A 24,624-nucleotide genomic window follows, 5' to 3' on the forward strand; every position below is an offset into this window, starting at 1 on the left:
CTCCAGGTCGTCAGCGTACTCAGCCGAGTAAGAGGCCGCGCGAATAGGCGAGGCGGCGTCGCGTGCCGATGGGCGGCGCCTGGAAGTGTTGCCGTCGGTGTCGGTCGACGACTCTCCCCCAGACTCCGTCCGGGAGGTGCCCCCACCAAGCTCTCGGCTCCGCTCGAGCAGGGGGCACCCCCATCGCGTCGCCTCGCTCCTCCGCCTTGCCAGACTTGCCCCTCGCCCCGCTCCTTCCTCCACCCCACCTATTCGCGCGGCCTCTAAAGGGGGCTGCGTTCTTCGCCTTCGTTCTGTTCCTGCGGCACTTGGCCGCAGGTTCGAGTCCCGGGCAGGAGCCGCACAAGAGGGCTGGTCGTGCGACACCCCCTGCGACCTGCGGAAACCAACAGGCCGTCAAGCAAACCGTCCATCTGTCGAAGACGCGAGCCAGATAATCATGCCGCGAGCGGTCCCGCTGCGCGGGTTCGAATCCCGGGGAGGCTCCGACAGCATCTACACGCTCCGGTATCCGTCGTGAGCCTTCTCATCCGCCAGGACATTCGCTCCGGCTCATAGGAAAAGGGTTGGCTGGCGAGGTGTCCTTGCGGCTTACGCCGGACGATGTCCGGGTGAAGGTGCGGAGCTGTACGTAGGTGGGCGCGCCGGAGCGGCCGCCGATCGGGCCGGTCGGCTGGGCGTCGCTGCGGTGCGCTTCTGGCGATCGGGTTGTTCGGTCGGGGCTGTTTGGGGGTCTGTTCAGGCGGGCGTGGGGGTGGGCTGGTGGGACAGGAGGCGGGGGGCGAGGGTCGCGCAGAGGGTGGCGACTGCCGAGCAGGTGGTGACGGTGGCCCAGGCGACGGGGCCCAGGGGCGTGCAGCCGAAGAAGTGGCTGATGCCGGGGATCTCCATGACGGCGATGAGTGCTGCTGCGGACAGGGCCCCGGTGGCCAGGACCAGAGGGCTGTGCCGGCCGATGATGAGGGTCTGGCCGAGTTGGGTGCCCACCAGCGCGGCCAGGCCCATGGTGCTGGCGCGCCTTGGGAGGCCGGTGATGCGGCCGACCTGCCAGGCTGAGGTGGCACCGAGGGCGGTGGCGGTGCCACGCACGGCCAGGACGCGGGCCAAGTCGCGTCCGAGCAGCGAGGAGGCGGGTCCGCCGGCCAGGGGGTCTTCACCGGATTTGGGTTTGCGGGCGGGGGCCAGGGCGACGGCGAGGGCGGGCAGCATGTCAGTGAGCAAGTTGACGAGCAGCAGCTGGCGGGTGCCGAGGGGGGCGCGGCCTGACAGGGCGGTGCCAAGGATGGTGAAGGCGACCTCACCGGCGTTGCCGCCGACCAGGATCGCGACCGCGTCTCGTACGCTGCGCCACAGGGCGCGGCCCTCGATGAGGGCGTTGAGGATGAGGGTGGGATCGGGGTCGGTCAGGACGAGGTCTGCGGCGGCGCGGGCGGAGTTGGAGCCGTGGGCGGACAGGCCGATGCCGACGTCGGCGAGGCGGATGGCGGCTGCGTCGTTTACGCCGTCGCCGGTCATGGCCACGACGTGTCCGGCGTGTTGCAGGGACTGGATGATGCGGACTTTGTGTTCGGGGGAGACGCGGGCGAAGACCGCGGTTCGGGTGATCTTGGCGGTACGAGCCGGTTCGGGCAGGGTGTCCAGTTCGGTGCTTGTGAGGACGGTGTCGGCCTCGGGGATGCCCAGCTCACGGGCGATGGCGAGCGCCGTGGCCGGGTGGTCGCCGGTGATCATGGCAACCCTTACTCCGGCGTCCGTCAGGCGTTTGACGGCTTCTGCGGCACCCGGCCGGGCGGTGTCGGCGATGGTGATGAAACCCAGTAGTGTGAGGTCGCCGACCAGGTCGGCCACCGGCCCGTCGGTGGTGCCAGGGAAGGTATGCCTGGACTCGGCGACTGCCAGCACCCGCAGCCCGTTGGAGGCCAGCCGCTGGACCAGGTCGTGGGCGGAGCGCCGGCGGTCGGGGCCGAGGGGGGCGGTATCGGTGCTGCCGCCGTCATCGGATGATGGGTCCAGGGCGCTGGTACAGCGGGAGAGCACGATCTCGGGTGCTCCCTTCACCGCCAGATACGGTTGTCCGGAGTCGGTGCCCAGGCAGGCGGAATAGCCTCTGCTGGCTTCGAAGGGCAGTTCGGTTACCGGCCGCCAGGCGCCGTCGGGGCCGCAGCGCGTGGCTGCGGCGTCGGCGACGGCCTGGTCGGTGGCGTGGGCGAGTGCCTGGCTGCCCTCGGACTCGGGGCAGGCTCTGGCCGCGGTGCGCAGCACGCGACAGGCCAGGGGGTTGTCTGTGAGGAGGCCGTGGTCGAGTGTGGCAACGCCGGTCACGGCCAGTCGTCCTTCAGTGAGGGTGCCGGTCTTGTCGAAGCAGACGACGTCCACGCGGCCCAGGGCCTCCAGGACGCGGGCTGAACGGGTCAGCACCCCGTGCTGGGACAGTCGGCGGGCGGCGGCGGACTGGGCGACGGTGGCGACCAGCGGCAGGCCCTCTGGGACTGCGGCTACCGCGATGGCTACCCCGGAGGCGAGTGCCTCGCGCACCGGTACCCCTCGTAGCAGACCGAGGAGGGTGACGGCGGCGCCGCCGATGCCGACTGCGGGCAGAGCGGTCTTGGTGAGCGCGGCCAGGTGGCTTTCGATGCCGGGCGGGGTGGTGGCAGTGCCGGCCAGGTCAGCGGCGCGGCCGGCCTCGGTCTGGGATCCGGTGGCCACGACTACGGCGTAGCCGGTGCCGGCCAGTACGGTGCAGCCCTGGTAGACCATGCAGGACCGCTCCGCCAGGTCGGCTCCGGGGGTGGCCCGGGGATCCTTGGCTACCGGGGCTGACTCGCCGGTCAGGCTGGCCTCGTCAAGTTCCAGGCGGTCGCTGACCAGCAGTCGGGCATCTGCCGGGATTACATCCGAGGGCCTCAGCACGATGATGTCCCCGACCCGCAGGTCCTGCGAGGTGACGGTGCGAAGGGGGGCCGTCTCCAGCCCGGCGAAGAACCGGACCCGGTCAGGCAACGCTGTGGAGGGAGGGGGTGTCCAGCGGGCTCGTCGGGCTGTCAGTCGCTCGTCAAACAGCAGGCCCTGCAAGGCCTGCTCAGCACGCAGGCGTTGGACTCCGCTGATCACGGCGTTGCCAACCATGACCCCGCCCACCAGGGCGGAATCGATGCTGGAGCCCACGGCGGCGGAGGCGGCGGCGCCCAGGGCCAGCACGGGGGTGAGGGGGTCTCGCAGTTCCTCCCGTACAGCGGTCAGCAGCCGCGCGGCCCCCCGGGCCGCTGCGCCGAGGCCAGCGGCACCAGCCGCGGCGTGTACGGCTGTTCGGAGGGTGCCAGGCGTGTGACGGGGCTGTGCGGCGTCCGACCCGGCTGTCGGCCGGCCGGGCCCTGGCTGGGCGGTTGGAGAATGCCGAGGGTCTCTTGGGCTCCCAAGGCGTGCCAGGCACCGCGGACGCGGGCCGGTGGCAGGGGCGTGCGGGCCACGCGCCGGGCCGCGTGCACGCCGCCGAGCTGGGCGAAGAAGGCTGCACCGTAGACCGGCGAGGTGGTCAGGCCGGCCACCGTTCGGCGGGTGCCGGCGGCGGCGACCAACGCCCCGAGGGCGGATCCGCCCAGGGACAGGTGTGCGGATTTGGTGCTGACCTGGTGCGCTTCGTCCAAGGCGGCCAGGATGCGCCACACCTGGGCCAGGCCGGGGCCGCAGATCAGGTCCGCGGACCAGCACACCCTGCCTGCGGCACCGGGGCCGGGCACCACGGTGAGAGCGACGTCCGCAGCGGCCAGCGCGTGCTCTTCGGCGGAGGTGACCAGCAGGACGACCTGCCCGTCCTCTTGTAGGCGCCGCACCTCTTCGGGCAGCGGCGCGGCCCGGGGCAGGATCTGGTTGGCCCACGGGAGCAGTTCGCCGGCGCTGGCATGTTCGGTGAGCAGCAGAGGGCGGCTGCCGGAACGAGCTGCTGCGACCACTGCGTCGGCCAGCGGGTCGAGTTCGCAGCCCACCAGGATCCGGCCCCGGCGCCGCCCGTCCGGGCCGCGCAGGTCCAATGGCAGCCCCGAGGGGGCGTCCGGTCGCCCCTGGGGTGCGCCGGCGGGGCGTTCCAACCGCCACCCGTCGCCTGTCCACGGTCCCGCACCGCACAGATCCTTCAGGGACCGCCCGGCCAGCGCGGACTGCGCGGCGCTCCACACGTCGGCCTCGTCCAGGTCGTCGGTGGCGGCTGCCGACAGGGGCCGGGGGCGATGGGTGCACAGTACGGTCGAGTCGATCAGGACGGTCGAGACCCGGTCCAGCAGCCGCAGAGCTCTCCCGTTCATCGGTACCACGCCGTCGCGGGCCAGATCTCGACCCAGCTGAGCGCTGAAGACCTCCCGCCCCATTCCTGCGGCTTTCGGCACGGTCGCCAAGACCGCCTGCGCGGCCTGTTCGGGACTGCGGGTCCACGCCAGTAGCCCCCCGGCCCCCAACAGCGCGGTCAGGGAGGTCAGCTCCCCGCAGGCCTCGACCGGGCCGGCCGGCAGCGGTACCGGCCGGGGCAGCCGCTCGGGTGCCTTCTGCGGCAGCCCGTCCCCGGCGCCCAGCAGCTCGCCCTCGCGCAGGCCCCATACGCTCTGCCGACTGCGGATCTCGGCGAGCTGCCACAGGCGCTGCACTGCGTCCAAGGCCAGTGGCCAAGCCCCCCTGGTCAGGGCGTGCACCGCCGCATTGGACACCCCCAGCACCATCTCGGCATGCGGCTGGCCGAGACGGCCCTCCAGCATGCGGCGCAACTGCGGCCGGGTCTCAGCCATCACAACGGGCACCCGAAACCCGGGAGGAAGGGCGGGCAGCGGCGTCACCCAACGAGCCATGGCTACCAGTAGCCCCAGGCAGTCCGCCACCAGCGACGCCCCAGTCAGCACAGCCGGCGTCGCATCGAACGGGGGGCAGGGGCTGCCGCCCGCGATCGGTTCCCCGCTGCTGCCGTGCGCCTGTTCCACCTGCTCCACGAGCTCCAGCAGGCGATCCAGGCCGAGGAGGTCCTCATCGACATCGACCACCACCTGCCCCAGCACCGCGTTCACCTCCGCCCATCGCACACCCTCCACCGCGTGCAACGCCGCATTCAGCCCGCTCACCAGCCGGTCATGCCGTTCTCCGTGCCCGCTCAGACCGCGTACCTCGATGTGCGCCCTGCCCCTGCGCGACCACACCCGCCGCCGTGCGCGGTTCTTGTCGGCGTCCACCACAGTGGCGGCCACCTCGGCGAGATCAGCCGGCAGACCGCGGACCCCGTCACGGACCACCCGCTGTCCCCAGCGGGTCGCAGCGGCCAGTGCCGCCCCCGCCTCTCCGGCCAAGGACGCCCCGTTGACAGTCCCGCCCGGTGCCGCCACCGGAACAGGCCGGAAAACCGGGGTGAACACCGACGGCAGAACTTCACTCCAAGGCGGCACCGGTGACTCCTGCTCTGATTCGGGTAAGGACGGGGGCCGGCCAGGACGCACCTGCACGGCGCAGACAACCAGTCGGAGCCGCCGGACTGTCACAGACAGCACCTTATGCGACATATGATTGTTATTACTATTTTTGTAGTGAATGGGGTCCTGTCGAGTCCCATGCCCCAGAAGCCCGTGGAGCGGCCGTTGTGGCGGGCGCTACTGGTGGGGGCAAGGAACTCGCGCTGCCCAGCCGTCCCCCTCGGCCGCCGCCGTAGCCCGCGCCGCACATTGCTGGCTTTGCCAGGGGCCGCGGCCAGCCTGACCGTCGGCACGGGTGGGCCTGGACGCTGACCGCGCGGTGGTAGTGAAGAGGCGGTTGCGCAGCTCTCTTCTGTTTCTTTGGCCCGGGACGTCACATTCGGCCAGGCTCGTCGCACCACTTAACGTCAGATGCCGGCAGCACCCCGTTGGCGCGGGTGCGAGAAGGAAAGGGCCGACGCATGGATGCGACCACCCTGGCCTCACTCATAGTGGGGCTCGCGGGCATCGGGGCCCAATGTTTGCGGTGTGGCTTCGGGGACGGACGGCCGTTCAGCTTGCGCGGGTGGGCGAGTGGGGTCTGAGCAGCGTGGCCGTAGTGACCGGAACGACCTGTGCCCAGCGGCGGCGCGGTATCAGGTGCGAGAGCGCGGCGAACCACAGGCGGTCGGCTGGCTCGTAGCGCACGCGCGGGACGTGTCGGCGCAGGACCGCGTTCTCGTGCCGCAACACCAGCAACTCAGCGTCCTTGGAGACCTCACGCCGCAGCAGCAACGCGGGCAGCGACAGCAGGCGGCGGGTGACGGCATACACCGTGGACGGGATCACGAAACATGATCCCAGACGAGGAAGAACCGCTGCTCAGAGACCTGGACTCCCGGTTCCCCACGGCGAAGGACCTCGAAGCCGGACGACGATTCGTGTTTTTGAGCCTCACAGGACGCGTACGGGAAAGAGCTCGCCCGCATCAGCAAGCACCAGAGTGATGCGGTGACCGCGCGCACCACGGTCTTCGAGGCGCTCGCCCGAGCCGGGCGCCTCGCATCAACCCCCGCCGGCGATTGCCATGCCGGAGATGTCCAGGGGCACGACCACCCGCGACTCGCGCGGTGGAGGAATGGCCGCCGGGTACTCGCAAGCGCCGCGATCACCAACTCCCAGAACATCAAGGCGGGTTGGCGTGCGGCGCGGACCCACGTCATGTGCAGCGCAACCCAAGATCGTTCCGGCAATGAGGCAGAAAAATTACTGGCATATCGGCGTAACCACGGCGATCTACCGTCGACGTCACTTGAGGTGATCATCTTCCTTAAAGAGTCGCAGGGGAACAGATTGTCAGACGAATGGAGTCCCATGAGCCGCTTCACCCGAACCCGTAGACGTGCCCTGGTCACCCTGGCAGGCGTCGCAACCGTCGCCGCCACGCTGACCGGCCCGGCACAGGCGGCACCGAAGCAAGAGCCGTTTATGCTCACCGAAGCCACCGTCAGCGGCATCCATGAGGCGATCGCGTCGCACCACCTGACGTGTGTGCAGCTCGTTCAGGCCTACCTGAACCGTATCGCGGCCTACGACAAGGCCGGCCCCAAGCTCAACAGCTACATCACGGTGTCCGACCAGGCAGTGAAGCGGGCAGCGTCACTCGACAGGTCATTCGCCCGGCACGGCTTCACCGGCTCGCTGCACTGCGTCCCAGTGATCCTCAAGGACAACATCGACACCGCCGACATGCCGACGACCGGCGGGTCGAAGACGCTGGCCGGCACCTACCCGAAGAAGAACGCCTCCGTCACCCAGCGCCTCCTGGAGGCCGGGGCGGTCATCCTGGGCAAGGGCAACATGGATGAGTGGGCGCACGGTGGCTCTCCCGGCGGCGGGTACAGCTCCGTGGGCGGCCAGACGCTCGACCCGTACGACCTCACGCGCGGCCCGGGCGGGTCCAGTGCCGGCCCCGGTGCCGCGGTCGGCGCGAACTTGGCCGCCACCGGTATAGGTACCGACACCCTCGGCTCACTGCGCGGTCCGGCTGCCAACAACGACCTGGTCGCCATCAAGCCGACCATGGGGCTGGTGAGCGGAGCCGGCATCATCCCGTTCAGCCTGACGTTCGACGTCGCCGGGCCGCTCACCCGAACCGTCTCCGACGGCGCGGCAATGCTCAGTGCCCTGACCGGAGTCGACTCAAAGGACCCGCGTACCAAGGCCAGCGCGGGCCACTACAGCACCGACTACACGAAGTACCTGAAGGCGGACAAGCTGTCCGGCGCCCGCATCGGGTTTGTAGACAACTTCAACGGCGGCAACACCGAGATCGACGCGGCCACCCAGCGCGCCCTGGACACGATGCGGTCACACGGCGCGACCATCGTCCCGGTGCACCTGCCTGACTCGCTGCTGTCCTCGGCAAGCTCGGTCTATGCGACCATCTCCGACCTGGAGTTCAAGTACCAGCTCGCCGACTACCTGGCGACCAGGCCGAAGAGCGTCCCGGTCAAGACGCTGGCCGATGTCATCGCGCAGAGCAGCCAGCCCGACTTTCCCATCTCGCCGGCCGTGCTGACCCGGCTAACCCAGGCCGAGAGCCGGGGGTCGCTCACCGACCCCGCGTACCAGCAGGCGCTCGCCACTGGTCCTGCCTCGTTCCGGAATGGCATCGACAGCCTGCTGACCGCGAACCGGCTGGACGGGCTGGTCTTCCCGAACGCGACCTGCCCCGCGAGTGCCTACCCTGGCAGCACCGCCACGAACACCTGCAAGGCGGTCCCCAGCAGCACCGCACTGGCCAGCCTGTCCGGCTACCCCTCGGTCACGGTGCCCAACGGTTTCACCGCGAACGGGCTGCCGATCAGCCTGGCCTTCCTCGGTACGGCGTTCAGTGAGCCCGAGCTGATCGGGTTGTCGTACTCCTTCGAGCAGGCCACGCACCTACGCCGGCCCCCGGCCAGCACGCCGCCGCTGGCTCCGACGACCCGGGGCCGGTAAAGCGCGACAACCGCCACTGAGTAACCCGGTGGGGCCGTCGAACGGCGACTACACCATCCCGGCCCCCTCGACCCGCCGAACGCGGTCGTCAGTACGCCGGGCCCGCACCGCGGGCCCGGCGCTGACCGGTGCAACCCACCTCTGAGAGGGCGTTTAGCGTGGACGGATTGCCCTTGATGCCCTAGTAGGTGCCTCGCCAGGTGGGTTTAGTCTCGTCCGTTATGCGCTTGGCGAGGTTGTCGATCGACGCGACGTGGATCATGGCTTCGGAGCTGGCGGGGAGAGTCTCGTATTATGCCGATCCCGACGTTATGCCGACGTCGAGCGGTCGGTGCTGGTCGACGGGACCTCCGGGCTGGTTTGGTCGGCATAATTTGCCGTCATCCTGACGGTGATCCCTCCCGCATCCGGAGAGTCGGCTACGGCCGGGCTGACCGGCTGGAGGAAGGGCCGGAGCTGACGCCGCAGGTAGTGGAGGACTTCCTCGCCACACAGCCCCCTCCGGCTCTCCTCTCGGACGCTACAGCGGCCTGGGCTCCCGCTTGCGTTCTGCGAAACGCTCCGTCGAGAACCGTCCGGTTATGCCGATCGTTCCGGAGCCCGTGCTCGTCCCGCCCCGGCATTCAGCCTCTGCGGTCGGCATAACGTCGGGATCGGCATAATACGAGTTACTCCGAGCTCGGAGTAATTCGTAGTCGCGGGCGAGGCGTCGGGCCGTCGACCAGGACGGCAACGTCCTCGACATCCTCGTGCAGTCGAAGCGGGACGCGAAGGCCGCGAAGCGGTTCCTGGCCAAGCTCATGAAGAAGCAGCGCCGGGTGCCGAGGGTGCTGGTCACCGACAAGCTCCGCTCCTACGGTGTCGCCCACCGAGAGCTGATGCGCTCGGTCGAGCACCGTTCCCACAAGGGCGTTGTCACGTTGTTGGGTGCGTGGGTGCCTGATGACGTGTCGGGGTGTGGTGGTGCCGGGTTCCGGGCCGGTGCTCAGCCCGTGGTGGGCCGGCCGACAGCGCCGGTGACCTGGTCCCAGGTGGCGAAGTGGATGGTCATTTCAGCTCGGTGTTCGGGTGCGGTCATCTGGTGGCGGCGGGGGCGGAAGTGGGGTGAGATGCCGCTGAACGCGGACAGGAAGCGTTGTGCTCCGCCGACGCTGCGGAAGCTTTTCATCGCTCCTTCGCGTTGCCGCGTGGGCTGGTGGCTGTTCTCGGCTCGGTTGTTCAGTCCCTTGTGGGAGCGGTGTTCCACGGAGGGTATGACCTCGCGGTGGGCCGCGCCGTAGGAGCGGAGCTTGTCGGTGACCACCACCCGCGGCACCGCACGGGTCTTCTTCATCAGGCGGCGGAGGAAGCGCCTGGCGGCCTTCGCGTCCCGCCGGGACTGGAGCAGGATGTCGAGCGCGTTTCCGTCCTGGTCGACGGGCCGCCACAGGTACTTCTGCTCGCCGCTGATCTTGACGAATACCTCGTCCAGGTGCCACTTGTCCCCTGGCCGGGGCCGGCGACGGCGCAGCCCGTCGGCGCAGGCCTGGCCGAACTTCAGACACGCCGCGCTGGAGCATCAGCTCCTCGACCTCGCGGAACCTGAGTGGGAAGCGGAAGTACAGCCATACGCAGCGGGAGATGACCTCCACCGGGTAGCGGTGCCCCTTGTACGACGGCGCCGGGTTCCCCATGGACGATCCCCCTCCAGCATGATCAACCCGAAGATCCTCCCATGCCATCCGCCAACGTGACAGTGCCCCATCCACCACTTCCGCTCGCCTGACAACCCCTGCACGGACCCAACGAGGTCGTCAAATCCGCGAGCACCTCCGGTCCACAGATCTTGAGTGTGCCACGGGCACGAAAGGATTGAGCGATGTAGGAAGTCTCCGCCCGACCCCCGACCCCCGACCCCGGACCATCGGCCAGCACTTCCAGCACCGTCAACACGAGTGACAACCAGCCGCGACAGCTCGGAATCAGCAGCGGCCAGCGAAGTCGTCAACTCCGTGATCCCGGCCCACATCTCCTCGACATGCCCACGCGCCGCAGCCTCCCTGGCCTCCAATTATCAACGACGTCACAACACCGCCCCTCGCGGTCGGCACCCGCATCCGACGGCGGGCCGGCAGGACTGCTGGCGGTCAGCACGGCGGGAGCGGCGGATTCGCTGCGCGTGCACGTGTGGCGCAAGCTGTGCGGCCTCGGCGCCGTCTACGTGCAGCAGTCAGTATGTCTACTTCCGGACCGGCCACAGGTCGCTTCAGCAGTACGCCGGCTGATGGCCAAGGTGCGCGCCGACGGCGGCAGCGCGCGGTGCCTGCACGTGCGGATCGACGACCCGGTGGAGCACGGCGCACTGATCGGCGAGTTCCGGGCAGCGGCCGCCGTGGAGTACGGGGAGGTCCTCGAACGTCTCCCGGCGTTCTTCGACGAGCTCCGTACCGAGGCGGCCCGCAAGCGCACCACGTACGCGCGGAGGTCGAGGAGTCCGAGGCTGACCTCGCCCGGTTCGAGACGTGGTTCGCCAAGATCACCGCTCGGGGGTACTTCCCCGCCCAGATCGCCGACGAGGTGCGCGCCGAACTCTACCGCGCGCGCCAGGCCCTGGCCGCATTCGAGGCCATGGCACTGGCCGCCGACACCGAGATCCGCCCCGATGCCGCCCCCGGCGAAGCGCAACTACACGTGGTGAAAGGACATGCCTCGTATCCCCGTTGGCCGCACTGGCGGGGACCAGGACAAAACTTGACCGTGCACGGCCAAGTGTTTACGTCGTTGGTCTATGCGCGTCAACCGACGGCTCGTCACACTCCTTGCGGGCCCTCCATCGCACAGCAAACCCACAGCACGTGCACAAGCCCCTCGCCGGCGACCCTGCCGAGCCCGGCAGCCCCGGGTTGCCGGATCATCCCTATCTCTCCGGGAGTCGCTCCGTGCCGAAGAAATGGTGGAAGTACCTGGCCGTGCTCGCAGTGGCCGTCCTCGCTGTCACCTTGTCCGTGACGGTTGGAAGCGCCGGTCCCCGTTATCACTCCACGCCCGATGCCGAGGAACATGAAGAGGTGGTGGCCAAACCGGCCGCCCTCACCGGGAGTTGCGGTGTGGAGCGCTGGTCGGTGAAGACCGGCACCGACGCGGATGCCGGGCTGATCAATCTCCAGTCCACGACGGCGACGACGATTGCCTCGCTCACCGCGATCCCGGCGCCGGGCACGCTGCCGGCCAACAACCGGGTGAAGCCCACCGAGACCACGGTCTACCGGCTGTCGGCGACGCTGACGCAGTACAAGCTCGAAGCGGACTCCGACTACCACCTGGTCCTGGACGACAAGGCCGGGCACACGATGATCGCGGAGATTCCCGATCCGGCGTGCGTCGGCGCCGGCAGTCCGCTGCTGTCCAGCGTGCAGAAGGCGCGCGGCCAGTTCGACGCGAAGTACACGGCCACGGGCAGCTTCCAGACCGCGAATGTGCCCGTCACCGTCACCGGAGTGGGCTTCTTCGACTTCCAGCACGGCCAGACCGGGGTCGCCCCCAACGGCGTCGAACTGCACAGCGTGCTTGACGTGCAGTTCGCAAGCGGCACCGGCGGCAGCGTCAGCGTCACGAATCCCGGCAGTCAGACCGGCACCGCAGGCACAGCCGCCTCGCTGCCGATCTCCGCGACCGACACGGCGGGCGGCACACTCAGTTACACCGCGACCGGACTGGCCCCCGGCCTGGCGATCAACTCCGGCTCCGGCCTGATCTCGGGTACCCCCTCAACTGCCGGTGCGTACAGTCCCACGGTCACCGCACACGACAGCACCGGCCCTTCCGGCAGCGCATCCTTCACCTGGACCATCAACCCCGCTGGCGCCTGCACGACCGCCCAACTGCTGGGCAACCCCGGCTTCGAGACCGGTACCGCCGCACCCTGGACCTCGGGCTCCGGCGTCATCAGCAACAACACCTCCGAGCCCGCCCGTACGGGTAGCTGGGACGCCTGGCTGGACGGCTACGGCTCCACCCACACCGACATGCTCTCCCAGTCGGTGACCATCCCGGCCTCCTGCACCACCGCGAACTTCAGCTTCTACCTGCACATCGACACCGCGGAGACCACGACCGGCACGGCCTACGACAAGCTCACCGTCCAGGCCGGCTCCACCACCCTGGCCACGTACTCCAACCTCAACAAGAACACCGGCTACGCGCAGAAATCCTTCAGCCTGTCCTCATACGCCGGGCAGACCGTCACCCTGAAGTTCACCGGCACCGAAGACTCCACCCTCCAGACCTCGTTCGCCATCGACGACACCGCAGTCAACATCTCCTGAAACAAGTGGTCTCCCGCCCCGCACCGGGACGGGAGACCAACCACTCCTGTTCCCCAGTCATCACTCGCACCCGAACCGTTACGGTGACCGGCACCACCAATGCCCGCGCCCTTCAACCCGGAACGGCCACCCTCCGCTCTGCCTGCACCGGCCACCGCTTCGCCCCCCCGCACCCGGCTCTGGCAACTGGGCATCCACATGCCGCGCTGAGCGAGGACGCGGTTTGGCCACGTGTGGAGAACGCGGCGCCTAACCGGTGGGAATGCCCGTCACGGGGGCCTTGGACGGGAAGCAGGTCCCGAGCGGCGGCGCACCGGTTCAGCACGCCGGCGTCGGCTTCCTGGCGTCCAGCGCCAGTGCTACGAGCTCGTTCCCTAAGGCCTGAGCCGGTCGCGCTCAATGAGCGCGACCGGCCCGACCGCTCGTGCGGATACCAGCAGTCTCCGCCGGTCACGAACCGCTCGCTAGGCTTCGACGCATGGCCGAAGCCGCCGACGAGCCGGTGAGGGTGGTGTGTGTCCTCTCAGGTGGGTTGGACCGGAAGTTGGGCGCGGTACCAGGCGATCTTGTCGCGCAGGTGTTCCTGCTGGGCGCGGAGCTCGGTGATGTGCTGCTCGACGCGGGCCTCGTGCTTGATGAGTAACGCCATGCGCTCGGCAAGGGTCGGTCGCCCTCGCGGGCGCTCTCGGCGTAACGGCGCATCTCGGCGATGGGCATGCCGGTGTCGCGCAGACAGCGCAGCACACCCAGCCATTCGAGGTCACCCTGGGCGAAGCGGCGGTGGCCGCTGCGGGTGCGCTCGATGCCGTCGAGCAAGCCGATGCGCTCGTAGTACCGCAGCGTGTCCAAGCTGAAGCCGGACCGCTCGGCGACTTCTCCCGGAGAGAAAGTGTCCATCATGGGCATGACCCTGGCACCTGGACCGCGCTCCAGGTCAAGGCCCGGTCCTCGTATTACTGCCGCCACCCGATAACTAGACGTGAACTCACTGGTCAGAGCGTTGCCAGGCCACCGCAGTAAACCCCGGATTTACCACGACAGCCGTCTCTCCAACAGGGCGGACGTTCGCGTTCTTGTGCCGTGCCAGGTTAGTTGTCACCTGACAGAGGTCCTGACCTGATCATTCGCGGTCTGCGTGCCGCGGTTGTTGTCACCAAATCGCCGTGCTACCTGTCACTAGCGGTGCATTGCCAATCGTGTTGTCACCAGTTCCGAAGGTCCGTGGCTCGCGGTGGAGAGGGACCGTTTTCCTGGGGGCATGAGGAGAGGCGGAGACCCATGCAGGGCAGCGCGCATCGCAGAGGGTACGGTCTCGGATCCCCTGTGGTCGCACTGTGCAGTTTGGGATGACCTTTTCGTCCCGGTGTCCGTCGATCCGGGCAGACCCGGGCTGGACTTGAGCGTGGGCTGGACCTCGCGGTGGACGGTGACGTGGAAGGCCGGCGGAGATCAGATGTCCTGCTCTGTGCGGGAGCTCGTCCAGACGCCCGTGGTGGACTGCGATCCGATCCGCTGGTTCTCCTGGCAACGTGGTCAAGGGCATCGGCCCGGGCTGCAGTTCCTGGTCAGTACCGGCCGTCACCACGGAGCCGAGAGTCTGGAGGAGGCCAGACTGCTGCTGGCGTTGGACTTCGCCGGAGATTTGGTCGACGTGGTGTCCCAACAGCTGAGGCTGCGGTTCGACACCGCGGGGGAGCGCAGGAACCACACGCCGGACTTCCTCGCGGTGACCCGCTCGGGAGTCTGGCTGATCGACGTCAGGCCGCAAGAGCTGATCACGGAGGAGGCCCGGGAGTCCTTCGCCGCAGCAGCCGAGGTCGCCCTGGCCTGCGGCTGGCACTACGCGGTGGCGGCCCGGTGGCGCGAGCACGTCCTGTCGACCCTCGACGCACTGTCTTCGCAACGCCGACCCCTGTCAGACCCGTTGGCACTGCGGCCGGCACTGCTCGCCTCGGCTCGACGGGGCCTGACGTTCGGCGAACTCGCCGCGGCCAGCGGCTGCGAGCCGGTGGCCCGCGCTCAGCTGCTGCATCTGATCTGGCACCGTCGGCTCGGCGTGGACCTCACCAAGCCGTTGGCGAACCGCTCGCTGGTGGTCTGCCCAGGGGGAGGAGCGTCATGAGGTCGGGGGCGGGGGCACTGGACCTGTCGCCCGGGGCAGGGCTGGTCCTGGACGACGTGGAGTGGACCGTCGAGCGGCGCGAGCCGCATCTGGGACGCATTCAGCTGGTGGGAGTCAGCGGTGCTCGTCAGCAGGTGAGCTTCCGGTTCCTGTCCAACCACCCGAACTGTCGCTCCTCCTCACGCACGGCGGCGACCGGGGCTGACCGGGGTCGACAACCCAAGACGATGAAGGACCTGACGAAGGGCCGACGCGAGCTCGCGGAGCTTAGGATGGCCCACCTGCTGGAGGTGGCGACCGGGTTCCGCAGCGGAGACCGCCTTCCCGGCTGGTCCCGCGCGAGCGCTGGCGCCTGGTGTTCGCGGTCACTCCCACCACCCTGCTGACCTGGCACCGGCAGTTGGTCGCCCGAAAGTGGACGTACACCGGCGACACCTTGGTGCTGGGCGGCGACACCGGCTCCGAGGACGACATGTCATCGGTCTTCGACCGCGCCGTCTCCAGGTTCGGCCGCGTTGACCTGTATCACCTCAACGCTGGTATCGCCGGTGGGGTCGCAACGTTCGACGCTCTCGCGCCCGAGGCCTTCGACGAGGTCATACGGATCAACCTTCGCGGTGTGTTTCTGGGCCTGAAGAACGCCTTCCGCGTCCTGAAGGCCCAGGGAACCGGGGGTTCCTCGTCCTGACCTCGTCGATCGCCGGGATGCGGGGAGCCCCCCAGATGCCTGCCTACTCCGCGAGCAAGCACGGCATCATCGGCCTGGCGAAGAGCGCCGGCGTGCAGGGTGCCCCGTTGGGCATCCGCGTGAACGCGGTCGCACCAGGTCTCATCGACACCTCCATGCAAACGGGACCAGGTGGCACCGGCGGCGCTGCGCCCGGTCTCGGTACGCTCACCAACCCGTCGCACCGACTGGGCACGGCGGACGAGGTGGCCGCGCTCGTCGCCTTCCTGCTCAGCGACGATGCCCCTTCATCACCGGCGCCGTCGTCGCGATCGACGGTGGCGCGACCGCGGACAGCCCGCACAAGTTTGTCGTATCCGCCTGACCCGCAAAGACCGAAGGAGACCCGCATGAGGTATCTGATGATCGCCCAGACGACCCCGCTGGAAGGCCGCGACGACGAGTTCAACGCCTGGTACAACGGTGAACACCTCAAGGACGTCCTGGCCGTACCCGGTTTCGTCTCGGCCGAGCGGTTCGAGGTGGCCTCCGGCGAGGCACCCTTCAAGTACTACGCGATCTACGAGGTGGAAGCCGGCACCGACGCCGAGATCTGGGCGGCGGTCCCGCCTGCGCGAGACGATGTCGACGACCGAGGCTCTCGGCGAGTCCGGCGCGTTCTCCTGGCCCCGATCGGCAGCCGCGTCACCAGCGCGGATTTCACGAACGCTCCGGCAGGCTGATCGTACATGGACCACCTGGTGCCGGAGCCCGGAGTCACCGGGCTCCGGTACCGGCATGTCAGGGGGCCGGGGCGTACGGTGCGTTGACCAGAACCGCGGGACGTCCGTCCGGCGTCGACACCCGTGCGCTGGTGGCCGCGAGGCGGCGCCCCGTGTGCAGCACCTCGGCGGTAGTGCACCGGACAGGCCGCCGACCGCGGGCGCGGCAAGACGCTGGTGCTGTGGCTGGGCCGGGAGAATCCGCGCTACGAGCGGCCTTCCCTGACCAGACCGACGGCCGAACAGTCGGCTCGGCGCTCATCGGCCAGAACTTCTCCGACAAGAACGGCACCCCGCTGCCCCAGTACTTCCAGCCCCGCCCCTCGGCCGCCGGCCCGAACGGTTACAACCCCACCTCCGGCGGGGCCTCCACCCTCGGCCCCGGCGACCCCGCCTCATCGCCCAGTGCCCGCCCGTCCAGGCCACCGATGTCCAGGGACATCCCGAGGTCGACGCGCACGGCAACCCCGTCTACCAACGCAACCCCGACGGCACCCCGGCTGTGCAACCCCAACACCGTCCCGCAGCGGGCCCTCGCCTACCGGAAGCCTCAACGGACTGCCCCCCGGCACCACCGTCCCGGTTGACGCCGTCACCGCCTCCGCCTCCGGACTCGACCCCGACATCTCCGCGGCCAACTCCAACCTTCAGGCACCGCGCGTCGCCGCCACACGGCACCTGCCCCCCAGCCGGGTACACGCCCTCATCGCCGCCCACACCACCCCACGAGCGTGGGGCTTCCTCGGCGAGAGGAGAGTCAACGTCCTGCAGCTCAACCTCGCCCTCGACACGCTGCGCCCCTGACCGGACTCCCGCCTGGCCAAGCGTCAGACGCGTCCGTCGGGGGTGACCTCCCCCGACCTGCCGCCCGCAGCCGCCGGAAGACTGAGCACCGACGTCAGACCCCCACCGGCCGTCTCTTCCCAGCGCAGCGTGCCACCGATCGCCTGGGCGAGGTCGGCGCACAGGCGCAGCACCGCGCTCGTCGAGCCATGAACGCCGTTCGGCTCCCCTCGTCCGGCCGGCGCTGCCACATCCGGTGCCGGAGGGCCGTGGTCGACCAGGCGGATATCCACCTGCCCCTCGCTCCACACAGCCTCGACAAGCGGGGGCGCGCCGTCAGGGCTGCGGCGCAGCGCATGGGCTGCCAAATTGATGACCACACGGGTGAGAAGTGCCGCGTCGGCGATCACGTCCGGCACGTCGTCGGGCAGCCGAACGGTGAGGTCGTGGCCGCCGGGGCCCAGGGCATCGAGGGCAACGGCCAGGACCTCGTCGATGTCAACCGGGCGCAGGAACACTTCGAGTGCTCCGGCATGCAGCCGGCTCAGATCGAGGAGGGCACGGGCCAGACCGCTGACGCGCTCGACCGCGCCCGCCGCTCCGTCGCACAGCGCCGCCCGTTCCGAGTCCGTGCGGGGTGCCTCGCGCTCACGCAACTGCTCCAGTGCTCGCCGGGCGACCGCGAGTTCGGGCTCCAAGTCCTGCAGGAGACCGGCGCGGCGCCGGTCGGCAGCCAGGCGCTCCCCAGCCTCTGCGGCCTGCTGCCGGTGCCGGTCGTTCTCCAGGCTCGCCGCCACCTGTGCCGCGCAGGCGAGGAAGACGCGCCGATTCCCGGCATCGAGGGGACGGCCGCGCCCGGCCAGCACCAGGGCGTCCGTGACCCATACGTCCGCGTCCGCCTGCTCGGGCCGCTCCGGTGGCGTATCCCCGGTACTGGCGATGGTGTACCAGCGGCGCCCGCCCATGCTGTCCCGTTCCAGCAGGCTGACCGCAGCCAGTCCGAAGGTCTCGCGGACCCGCTCCAGCAACGCCGGCAGGTCGCCCTGTCCGCGCAGCGCTCCGGTCGCCAGGTCGGAGAGGGTGGCGGCCTCCACCGCCGACCGGGCGGCGATGCGGGCCCGGCGTGCCGCCCGTTCGACCGCGCCGCTGACGAGCAGCGCCACTACGACGAACACCACCAGGACAACCGCATCTCCCGGCTGCCCGATCGTCAGCGAATGCGCCGGCGGCACGAAGTAGTAGTCCGCCAGCACACCCGCGCCAACAGCGGCCACCAGCGCCGGATACAGCCCGCCGATCAGGGCGACACCCACCACGGCCAGCAGATACAGCAGGAGCTCACCCGCCAGCCCGATTCCGCGCACCGCGGTCAGCAGCAATGTCAGGCCCGGCAGCAGCAGAGCCCCCGCGGCCGCGCCCGACCAGAACCGGACGCGGCCGACTCCCCCCGTCAGAGGCGGCAGCGCCACCGCAGCGCGGTGCGCCATCCGCTCGTCCGTCAGAAGGTGCACGTCCAAATGACCGGCCAGCCGGGTCACCCTGGGCACCACCTGGTCGCCCAGGACAAGCCCCGCCAGCCGGCCGCGCCTCGCGCCGCCCAGGACGATCTGGGTGGCGTTCTCCGCCCGCGCGAACTGCAACACCGCAGCCGCGACATCCGCACCGACCACCTGATGAAAACTCCCCCCGAGCGACTCCACCAGAGCTCGCTGACCGGCCAGCACCGCCGCATCGGCGCCGGTCAGGCCGTCGCTGCGAGCCACATGAACCGCGAGTAGTTCGCTCCCCGGACTCCGGCCGGCGATCCGTACGGCACGCCGGATCAGGGCCTCCTCGTGGCGTTCGCCTGCCAGCGCCACGACGATGCGCTCCTTCGTCTCCCATGGCGTCGCGATGCCCTGTTCGGTCCGGTAGCGCTGCAAGCCCTCCTCAACCTGGTCGGCGACCCACAGCAGGGCGAGCTCCCGCAGGGCGGTGAGATTGCCGGGCCGGAAGTAGTGCGTCAGCGCCACATCGATCCGGTCGGCCGGATAGACGTTGCCGTGGACCATGCGGCGGCGCAGCGCCTCCGGTGTCATGTCGACGAGCTCGACCTGCTCGGCGCGGCGCACCACCTCATCGGGAATCCTCTCGTACTGCTTGACACCGGTGATCTGCTGCACGACGTCGTTGAGCGAATCCAGATGCTGGATGTTCAGCGTGCTGACCACGTCGACGCCCGCGTCCAGCAGATCCTCCACGTCCTGCCAGCGCTTGTCGTTCCTCGACCCGGGAATGTTGGTGTGCGCGAGCTCATCGACGAGCGCGACCTGCGGTCGGCGCGCCAGTACCGCGTCGAGGTCCATCTCGGTGAAGGACCGGTCCCGATGCACCAGAGTGCGGCGGGGAACGAGTTCAAGTCCCTCTGCCATGTCCGCCGTCAGCCGACGGCCGTGCGTCTCGACCAGCCCGATCACCACATCCGTCCCGCGGGACCTGCGGCGCTGCCCCTCTGCCAGCATGGCGTAACTCTTCCCCACCCCCGGGGCGGCCCCCAGGTACACCCGCAAACGCCCACGAGCCACCGCGACCGCCTCCGCTCCCGCAAGCCCACCAGCCTGAGCCCGAAGGTACTCCGGCCCGATCGGTGCCGGGCTTATGCCACGGCGGTGCGAGAGCACCAAGGCCGATCCACGGCACAGACGCCACGGACGGCTCGCCGACGGCCGATCACCGGTCCGAGGTAAGTGAGACCCGGATCCGGAGTGCACCACCCACAAGGGATACGTTAAGGATTGTGCCGACCATCCGCACCGGGCGCGCCCCTGCTACACCTGAACGCAGGAGGTGCACCATGCCTCACTCCCTCGTCCGAGGCCCGCTCGCCATCCTTGCGGCACTGGCAGCCCCGCTTGCCGTCTGTGCGGTCCTCCTGCCCCTTCGCAGCAACATCGCCAACACCAACATCGCCCTGATCCTGGTCGTGGCGGTCGTTGCCGCGGCTATCCTCGGTCACCGCCTGGCCGGAGCCCTCTCAGCCGTCTCCGCCGCCCTGTGGTTCGACTTCTTCTTCACCAGGCCCTACGAGCACTTTTCGATCGCCAAGTCCGCCGACATCACCACCGCCGTCCTGCTCCTCGTCGTCGGCCTTGCGGTCTCCCAGGTGGCCGCCCGGGCCCGCCGCCTGCAAGTGATCGCCGTCACCGACGCCGACTACCTCGCCCGGATCCACCACACCGCCCGGCTGGCCCAGTCCGCCACCTCCCCCACCACCGTGGTCGACCACGTGCGGGCACAGCTCGTCAGCCTGCTCCACCTGAGCGGCTGCCGCTTCGAGTACGGAACGCTGCTGGGCCGCCCAGCACGCCTCGAACAAGAAGGCTCCATCGTCTTGGGACGCAACAATTGGGACGTCGACCAGCTCGGGCTACCGGACGGAGACGTCGAACTGCGAGTGTTCAGCAATGGTCACTACTACGGTCGGTTCATGCTCGAACCGACCCCAGGTCCCATCCCCTCCCTGGAGGCCCGCCTCGTCGCCGTGACCCTGGCAGACCAGGCCGGTGCCACGCTGTACACCATGCAGAACTCACCACACCCAGACTGACGGCGGCTGACCCCCACTGTCCGATCAGGCTGTCTCGGACCAGGAGAGCCGGGCGCGGATCAAGATGCGTGAGGAGTTGGCGGCACGGACCGCGGCTGGGGAGGGGCGTCAGGCGCTGCTGGATGAGATCCCGCCGGTACCCGGCGCCCTCCTGGGCGGCGGTCGGGCGGTCCTGAGCGGCTGACCGCCCCCGCAGCATCGGACCGTTCGGCCCCGGGGCACCGACCCGCGCGGCGCGCCAGAATGGACACCAGAAGGGAGGCGTGGCATGAAGACGCTGCCCCACCCGCACACCAGGGAAGGTGCGGCCATGCTGGGCGTGTTCATGCTGGTCGCAGTGGAACTGGTCGCCCTCAGCGCAGCCCCGGTCCGGGACTGGGCTGTGGTCGGCGGGGCCTTGGCCGGCGGCGCCGCCTCGGTGTTCATCGTGCTCGCCGCCCTGTGGCACGGCCGCAGCGGGCCCGCCGTCCGGCACGCCCGCCCGGCGCCGCCGCGGGGGGCGGGTGAGGAGTGGTTCGCCGCCCAGGCGCTGGAGGGCTTTCCGATGCAGGCCGTCCGACCGCTGCTGCTGGGCCCGAACGCGCCGCCCGTGGGCCGCCTGTACACTGCGTGGGTCTTCGCCGCCTACGGTCACGACGTGGTGTGGATCGAGCGGAACCTTGATCTGCCCGGTGAGGTGGCGCGCGTGTTGGTCGAGGCCGCGCGCCAGCGCCGATAGCAGCCGGTCAGGACCCGGAGTCGGCCGTCGGGGCAGGCGGCTGGAGGAGGGCTCGTGTGGGGGGTTCAAGGATGAGCTGGCCGTCGTCGGCGTCGTACTCGAACAGCTCGCCATAGCGGCCCCAGTCCACCGCGATCTCCAGTTGGCGGCGGGCGTCGGCGGCGGAGAAGCCGCGCCGCAGCAGGTCCAGGGCTGATGATCCCGGCGACGGCGAGGAAGACCGCCCGCGCCGCCACGTCGACGGTGCGTTTGACGGCGAGGGACGGGCTGCCGCAAGGGCGGTCGCGGCTTCCTGAGGCCGCTCTGATCTGACGTGCCGCTGACGCACCCGTTGGCGTCCCGTTAGCGGAACTCGGCCAGCCGGGGGCGCAGGCCGATGACGGCGAGGGCCGCGAGGGCGGCTGCGGCGGCTGCGAGCCCGAGCGGTACGGACAGCGAGCTGTTGGCGCCTTCGGCGGCAGCCTGTTGGTAGGCGTCGGTGTTGATAGCGATCAATTTCTGCAGTGCCTTGTCGTACTGGGCGAAGTCGGCGTTGGATGCGTCGGGGCGGTAGCTCACGCAGTACTGGATCGCTGCGGTCAGGTGCCCGGAAGCGGCGAGGGAGCGCAGGTGCCGGTCGTCCTGCTGGTAGGTCCGGTAGCGCGCCACGACCTCCTCGGCCGCTAGACGCTCGCCACTGAAGGTGATGTTGCGGAACTCGTCGCCGAAGTAGCCGGTGAAGCGCAGGTCCTGGTGATCGGTCCGGTAGGCGGTCATGGCGGCACCAGCCCAGGCGTCGTAGTCGGTGATGGTGGCTGAGGGCAGCCGCATGAGCTGCTGGCTCTTGGTGAAGAAGTCCTGCTGGTGTTCGGCGGCATGCAGCTGGTCCAGTAGGTAGCGGGACTCGTCGGCGTTGGCGTCGTAGGCGACCGCGCGGGCGCGGGTGAGGGCGACGACGGAGTCGAAAGCGTCGTGGCGGGCGACCCGCAGGTGCTCCTGCTGGCCGGAAATCTGCATCGTCGCGGTGATGAGAACGCCGAGGACGATCAGCGACGCGGCCGCCAGAGCCGGGTTCACGATGCGGTGGAACCGGGCAGTGAGGAAGACCTGGAGGACGACGAGAACAGTGAGCAGGAGCAAGCCGGCGGCTAGGACGGCGATCCGTGCCGAGGACAGCTTGTCCGTGGTGGCGGAGTAGGTGGTGTTGAAGGCGTTGTTGTTCGCCGCGACCAGTTGGTCGGCCTCCGGCAGGAGCCGGGTGCGCATCAGCTCGGTGGCGGACCGGTAGGCGGCCAGGGCGCCGGGATCGGTCTTGCCCGCCAGGCGGCCTGCCTGGTCGCTGAGGAGCAGCGCGCGGGCGGCGCTTTCCTCGTACATGCCGAAGTCGGCGATGGCCCGGGCGACGGTCTTCTCGGCGGTGGGGTCTCCCTGTGCTGCTTCCGCGAGGTCGCGGAGGCGGGCGGCGGCTTCGGTGCGCCGCCCGGTGTAGACGCGTGCGGCGGTGCGGCGGTCGGCGGCGAGGTTCGGTGTGGTGCCGAGCATCAACTGGTTGGCGAGCTGGGCGTCCATGTCGTTGAGCGTGAAGTACAGGCCGGTGGCGCTGGTGACCGGTGGCGCGGAATGGTCCCGGATGTCCGACCAGGAGGAGTGTGTGAGCAGACCGGTCGCGACGAGTGTGGCGATGAGCAGGGCCGAGGCTGTCATCGCGGCCCCGCGCAGGAGTTTCAACCGGCCTGGGGTGCTTGCGGGGCGGCCGCGCCGCAGCTCCGTCAGTCTGTGGCGCGGCCCGCGTGTCCCATTGAGGGACACGGGCGATACGCGGCGCTCACCCCTGGAGGACCACCGGGGGGAGCCGGTCGTCTCGGGGGTCGGCGCTTGTTGCGGTCCCGTCGGGGACTTCTCCGTCACGCTGGCGTCTGGCATCGCGATGAGCCCCCCTTGGCATCGCGGAGCGACCCGCGCCGCGCTCCCCGCCATGGACACTCTCGCGCCGCGCACACCGGGGAAGGGCGTTGTTGTCGCCGCCCTGACGACACCGCTGCGGTTCTTGATGCGCTGCTGACGCAGGGCTGGACTGCGGTCGGCGCTCGTGCGCCGGCTATCCGAACAGCAGACCGACGCCCAGAAGAATGAAGACGGTGCCCGCGCTCACCATCGCGTACCCCAATGTCGCCCGCTCGGGTCCATGGAGCAGCAGTTCGTGCGGGTCGTCGGGGTCGTATCTGGCGAGTATGAGGCTGCCCTCGGCCAGAGGGTGACGCTTGGACGCGGCCGCGGGCGAGTCGACCTCCATGACCCGGCCCTCTGCCCGGCCATGACCACTGTCCGGATCAGGAAGCCGTTAATCCGGCGCTGTCTCGCATCAGAGGCGCGTCAGTACGGTAGCCGTCGGCCTGCGGTCGGGCTTCGATGGGTGCAGGACACCCGCTGGGGCTCGTCGGCTGTGCTGTTCGCAGCGGTGCCACGGTATGGCCGGGCGAGCCCTGCGGATGTCGTACGGCAGCGAGGCGTACACAGGAGGGGAGCGGTAGCAGCCATGGACGAGACCGGCAGCGGGCGCATCGTGGTGGGCGTGAGCGGTTCGCTGGGCAGCCTTGCCGCACTGCACCGCGCGGTGGCCGAGGCCCGTGATACAGGCGCGGAGGTGCTGGCCGTGCTGGCCTGGGAACCCGCGGGCGGCGAGTTCGCCTACCGCCGCGCGCCGTCCCCGCCGCTGCTGACGGAGGGCCGCCGCCTGGCCAAGGAACGGCTGCGGACCGCGATGGACACGGCCTTCGGCGCGAGCTGGAGCGCGGGCCGACTGCGGGCCCAGGCCATCTGCGGGACGCCGGGCGAGGCGCTGGTGCAGACAGCCGATCGGGAGGACGACCTCCTGGTGGTCGGCGCCGGTCAGCGTGGCCTGCTGCGCCGAGCGCTGCGCCGCTCGACCAGTCGCTACTGCCTCGCGCACGCGACATGCCCGGTGCTGGCCGTGCCCCCGTCCCCGCTGCAGCGCGACCTTGCGACTGTGCACCGCCGCAACACCTGGTGGCTGCCGCTCCACCCCCGGCGGCTGGGCGAGGACACCCCCCAGTTGCCGCGCGGATGACGGTGCGCCCGTTGGCGCGTCGCTCTTCCCTTCAGATCTCCCTCAGCTGTTCTCGCGGGCGGTCCGCGACGTGTCGAGGGCCGCGCCGACCTGGTCGGCGAGGGTCGCCGCGACCAGGCGTGCCTGCAGGGGCGGGACTGCGCCGGGTGTGGGCTGCATCATGAAGCGGCCG

Annotated in this window: 17 protein-coding genes and 7 pseudogenes; 13 read left to right on the forward strand and 11 right to left on the reverse strand. The window is 69.8% G+C overall.

The window, feature by feature from the left end:
* Positions 1–738 precede the first annotated feature (738 nt).
* The 3 genes from FCI23_RS60845 to FCI23_RS40120 all read right to left on the reverse strand — a co-directional run bounded on the left by FCI23_RS60845 (position 739) and on the right by FCI23_RS40120 (position 6,269).
* Positions 739–3,198 carry a cation-translocating P-type ATPase gene (locus FCI23_RS60845; RefSeq protein WP_246144529.1) on the reverse strand — a complete coding sequence of 820 codons (2,460 nt, stop codon included), beginning with the start codon at positions 3,196–3,198 and terminating at the stop codon, positions 739–741.
* Between the two features lie 38 nt (positions 3,199–3,236).
* A complete protein-coding gene (locus tag FCI23_RS60850; RefSeq protein WP_246144530.1) occupies positions 3,237–5,417 on the reverse strand; it encodes a hypothetical protein in 2,181 nt (726 codons plus the stop codon).
* A 576-nt stretch (positions 5,418–5,993) separates the two neighbouring features.
* Positions 5,994–6,269, reverse strand: coding sequence for a hypothetical protein (locus tag FCI23_RS40120; RefSeq protein WP_246144531.1), 276 nt, complete (start codon positions 6,267–6,269; stop codon positions 5,994–5,996).
* Positions 6,270–6,794: 525 nt separating this feature from the next.
* Between FCI23_RS40120 and FCI23_RS40125 the strand changes: the two genes are divergently transcribed.
* On the forward strand, positions 6,795–8,423 hold the full coding sequence (locus tag FCI23_RS40125) for an amidase family protein (protein WP_169317156.1): 1,629 nt from the start codon (positions 6,795–6,797) through the stop codon (positions 8,421–8,423).
* Between the two features lie 181 nt (positions 8,424–8,604).
* Here the strand turns inward: FCI23_RS40125 and FCI23_RS40130 are convergent.
* Positions 8,605–8,715: pseudogene (locus FCI23_RS40130) on the reverse strand (IS5/IS1182 family transposase); the annotation flags it as partial.
* A 418-nt stretch (positions 8,716–9,133) separates the two neighbouring features.
* Between FCI23_RS40130 and FCI23_RS40135 the strand changes: the two are divergent.
* A pseudogene (locus tag FCI23_RS40135) lies at positions 9,134–9,337 on the forward strand (DDE-type integrase/transposase/recombinase); the annotation flags it as partial.
* Positions 9,338–9,408: 71 nt separating this feature from the next.
* Here the strand turns inward: FCI23_RS40135 and FCI23_RS40140 are convergent.
* Positions 9,409–10,096 (reverse strand): annotated as a pseudogene (locus FCI23_RS40140) (IS6 family transposase).
* A 344-nt stretch (positions 10,097–10,440) separates the two neighbouring features.
* Between FCI23_RS40140 and FCI23_RS64135 the strand changes: the two are divergent.
* From FCI23_RS64135 to FCI23_RS40150, 3 pseudogenes are all read left to right on the forward strand, one after another.
* Positions 10,441–10,854, forward strand: a pseudogene (locus tag FCI23_RS64135) (Chromate resistance protein ChrB); the annotation flags it as partial.
* 26 nt (positions 10,855–10,880) lie between these two features.
* Positions 10,881–11,411: pseudogene (locus FCI23_RS64140) on the forward strand (hypothetical protein); the annotation flags it as partial.
* A 581-nt stretch (positions 11,412–11,992) separates the two neighbouring features.
* Positions 11,993–12,727, forward strand: a pseudogene (locus tag FCI23_RS40150) (putative Ig domain-containing protein); the annotation flags it as partial.
* A gap of 523 nt (positions 12,728–13,250) precedes the next feature.
* Here FCI23_RS40150 and FCI23_RS62640 read toward each other — a convergent pair.
* Positions 13,251–13,376 carry a hypothetical protein gene (locus FCI23_RS62640; RefSeq protein ID WP_265737808.1) on the reverse strand — a complete coding sequence of 42 codons (126 nt, stop codon included), beginning with the start codon at positions 13,374–13,376 and terminating at the stop codon, positions 13,251–13,253.
* 95 nt (positions 13,377–13,471) lie between these two features.
* Positions 13,472–13,633 (reverse strand): annotated as a pseudogene (locus FCI23_RS60855) (MerR family DNA-binding transcriptional regulator); the annotation flags it as partial.
* 547 nt (positions 13,634–14,180) lie between these two features.
* Between FCI23_RS60855 and FCI23_RS40160 the strand changes: the two are divergent.
* From FCI23_RS40160 to FCI23_RS62655, 5 genes are all read left to right on the forward strand, one after another.
* Positions 14,181–14,849, forward strand: coding sequence for a TnsA-like heteromeric transposase endonuclease subunit (locus FCI23_RS40160; RefSeq protein WP_246144532.1), 669 nt, complete (start codon positions 14,181–14,183; stop codon positions 14,847–14,849).
* Between the two features lie 355 nt (positions 14,850–15,204).
* Positions 15,205–15,537, forward strand: a complete 333-nt coding sequence (locus FCI23_RS62645) for an SDR family NAD(P)-dependent oxidoreductase (protein ID WP_211265669.1) — start codon at positions 15,205–15,207, stop codon at positions 15,535–15,537.
* A 35-nt stretch (positions 15,538–15,572) separates the two neighbouring features.
* Complete coding sequence (locus FCI23_RS40175; RefSeq protein WP_265737807.1) at positions 15,573–16,259, forward strand: SDR family oxidoreductase; 687 nt, start codon at positions 15,573–15,575, stop codon at positions 16,257–16,259.
* A gap of 221 nt (positions 16,260–16,480) precedes the next feature.
* Positions 16,481–16,885 carry a potassium-transporting ATPase subunit C gene (locus tag FCI23_RS62650; protein WP_322973968.1) on the forward strand — a complete coding sequence of 135 codons (405 nt, stop codon included), beginning with the start codon at positions 16,481–16,483 and terminating at the stop codon, positions 16,883–16,885.
* A 37-nt stretch (positions 16,886–16,922) separates the two neighbouring features.
* Positions 16,923–17,102 carry a potassium-transporting ATPase subunit C gene (locus tag FCI23_RS62655; RefSeq protein ID WP_322973969.1) on the forward strand — a complete coding sequence of 60 codons (180 nt, stop codon included), beginning with the start codon at positions 16,923–16,925 and terminating at the stop codon, positions 17,100–17,102.
* Between the two features lie 23 nt (positions 17,103–17,125).
* Here the strand turns inward: FCI23_RS62655 and FCI23_RS40190 are convergent, their stop codons facing one another.
* On the reverse strand, positions 17,126–19,645 hold the full coding sequence (locus FCI23_RS40190) for a DUF4118 domain-containing protein (RefSeq protein ID WP_136729082.1): 2,520 nt from the start codon (positions 19,643–19,645) through the stop codon (positions 17,126–17,128).
* A 269-nt stretch (positions 19,646–19,914) separates the two neighbouring features.
* On the opposite strand from FCI23_RS40190, the gene FCI23_RS40195 reads away from it, so the two are divergent.
* Both FCI23_RS40195 and FCI23_RS40200 read left to right on the forward strand, forming a co-directional pair.
* Complete coding sequence (locus FCI23_RS40195; RefSeq protein ID WP_136729083.1) at positions 19,915–20,667, forward strand: DUF4118 domain-containing protein; 753 nt, start codon at positions 19,915–19,917, stop codon at positions 20,665–20,667.
* Positions 20,668–20,935: 268 nt separating this feature from the next.
* Positions 20,936–21,385, forward strand: a complete 450-nt coding sequence (locus FCI23_RS40200; protein ID WP_136729084.1) for a hypothetical protein — start codon at positions 20,936–20,938, stop codon at positions 21,383–21,385.
* Between the two features lie 7 nt (positions 21,386–21,392).
* On the opposite strand, the gene FCI23_RS60860 is transcribed toward FCI23_RS40200, so the two are convergent.
* From FCI23_RS60860 to FCI23_RS40210, 3 genes are all read right to left on the reverse strand, one after another.
* Positions 21,393–21,713: an AAA-associated domain-containing protein gene (locus FCI23_RS60860; protein ID WP_246144534.1), complete on the reverse strand. Its 321-nt coding sequence runs from the start codon at positions 21,711–21,713 to the stop codon at positions 21,393–21,395.
* 14 nt (positions 21,714–21,727) lie between these two features.
* Positions 21,728–23,092 (reverse strand): hypothetical protein, encoded by a 1,365-nt coding sequence (locus FCI23_RS60865; RefSeq protein ID WP_246144535.1) that lies wholly within the window; start codon positions 23,090–23,092, stop codon positions 21,728–21,730.
* A gap of 370 nt (positions 23,093–23,462) precedes the next feature.
* A complete protein-coding gene (locus FCI23_RS40210; RefSeq protein ID WP_136729086.1) occupies positions 23,463–23,657 on the reverse strand; it encodes a hypothetical protein in 195 nt (64 codons plus the stop codon).
* A 243-nt stretch (positions 23,658–23,900) separates the two neighbouring features.
* On the opposite strand from FCI23_RS40210, the gene FCI23_RS40215 reads away from it, so the two are divergent.
* Complete coding sequence (locus tag FCI23_RS40215) at positions 23,901–24,452, forward strand: universal stress protein (RefSeq protein WP_136729087.1); 552 nt, start codon at positions 23,901–23,903, stop codon at positions 24,450–24,452.
* Positions 24,453–24,624 lie beyond the last annotated feature (172 nt).

The organism is Actinacidiphila oryziradicis (genome assembly GCF_005047355.1).
Taxonomy (GTDB): Bacteria; Actinomycetota; Actinomycetes; order Streptomycetales; family Streptomycetaceae; genus Actinacidiphila; species Actinacidiphila oryziradicis.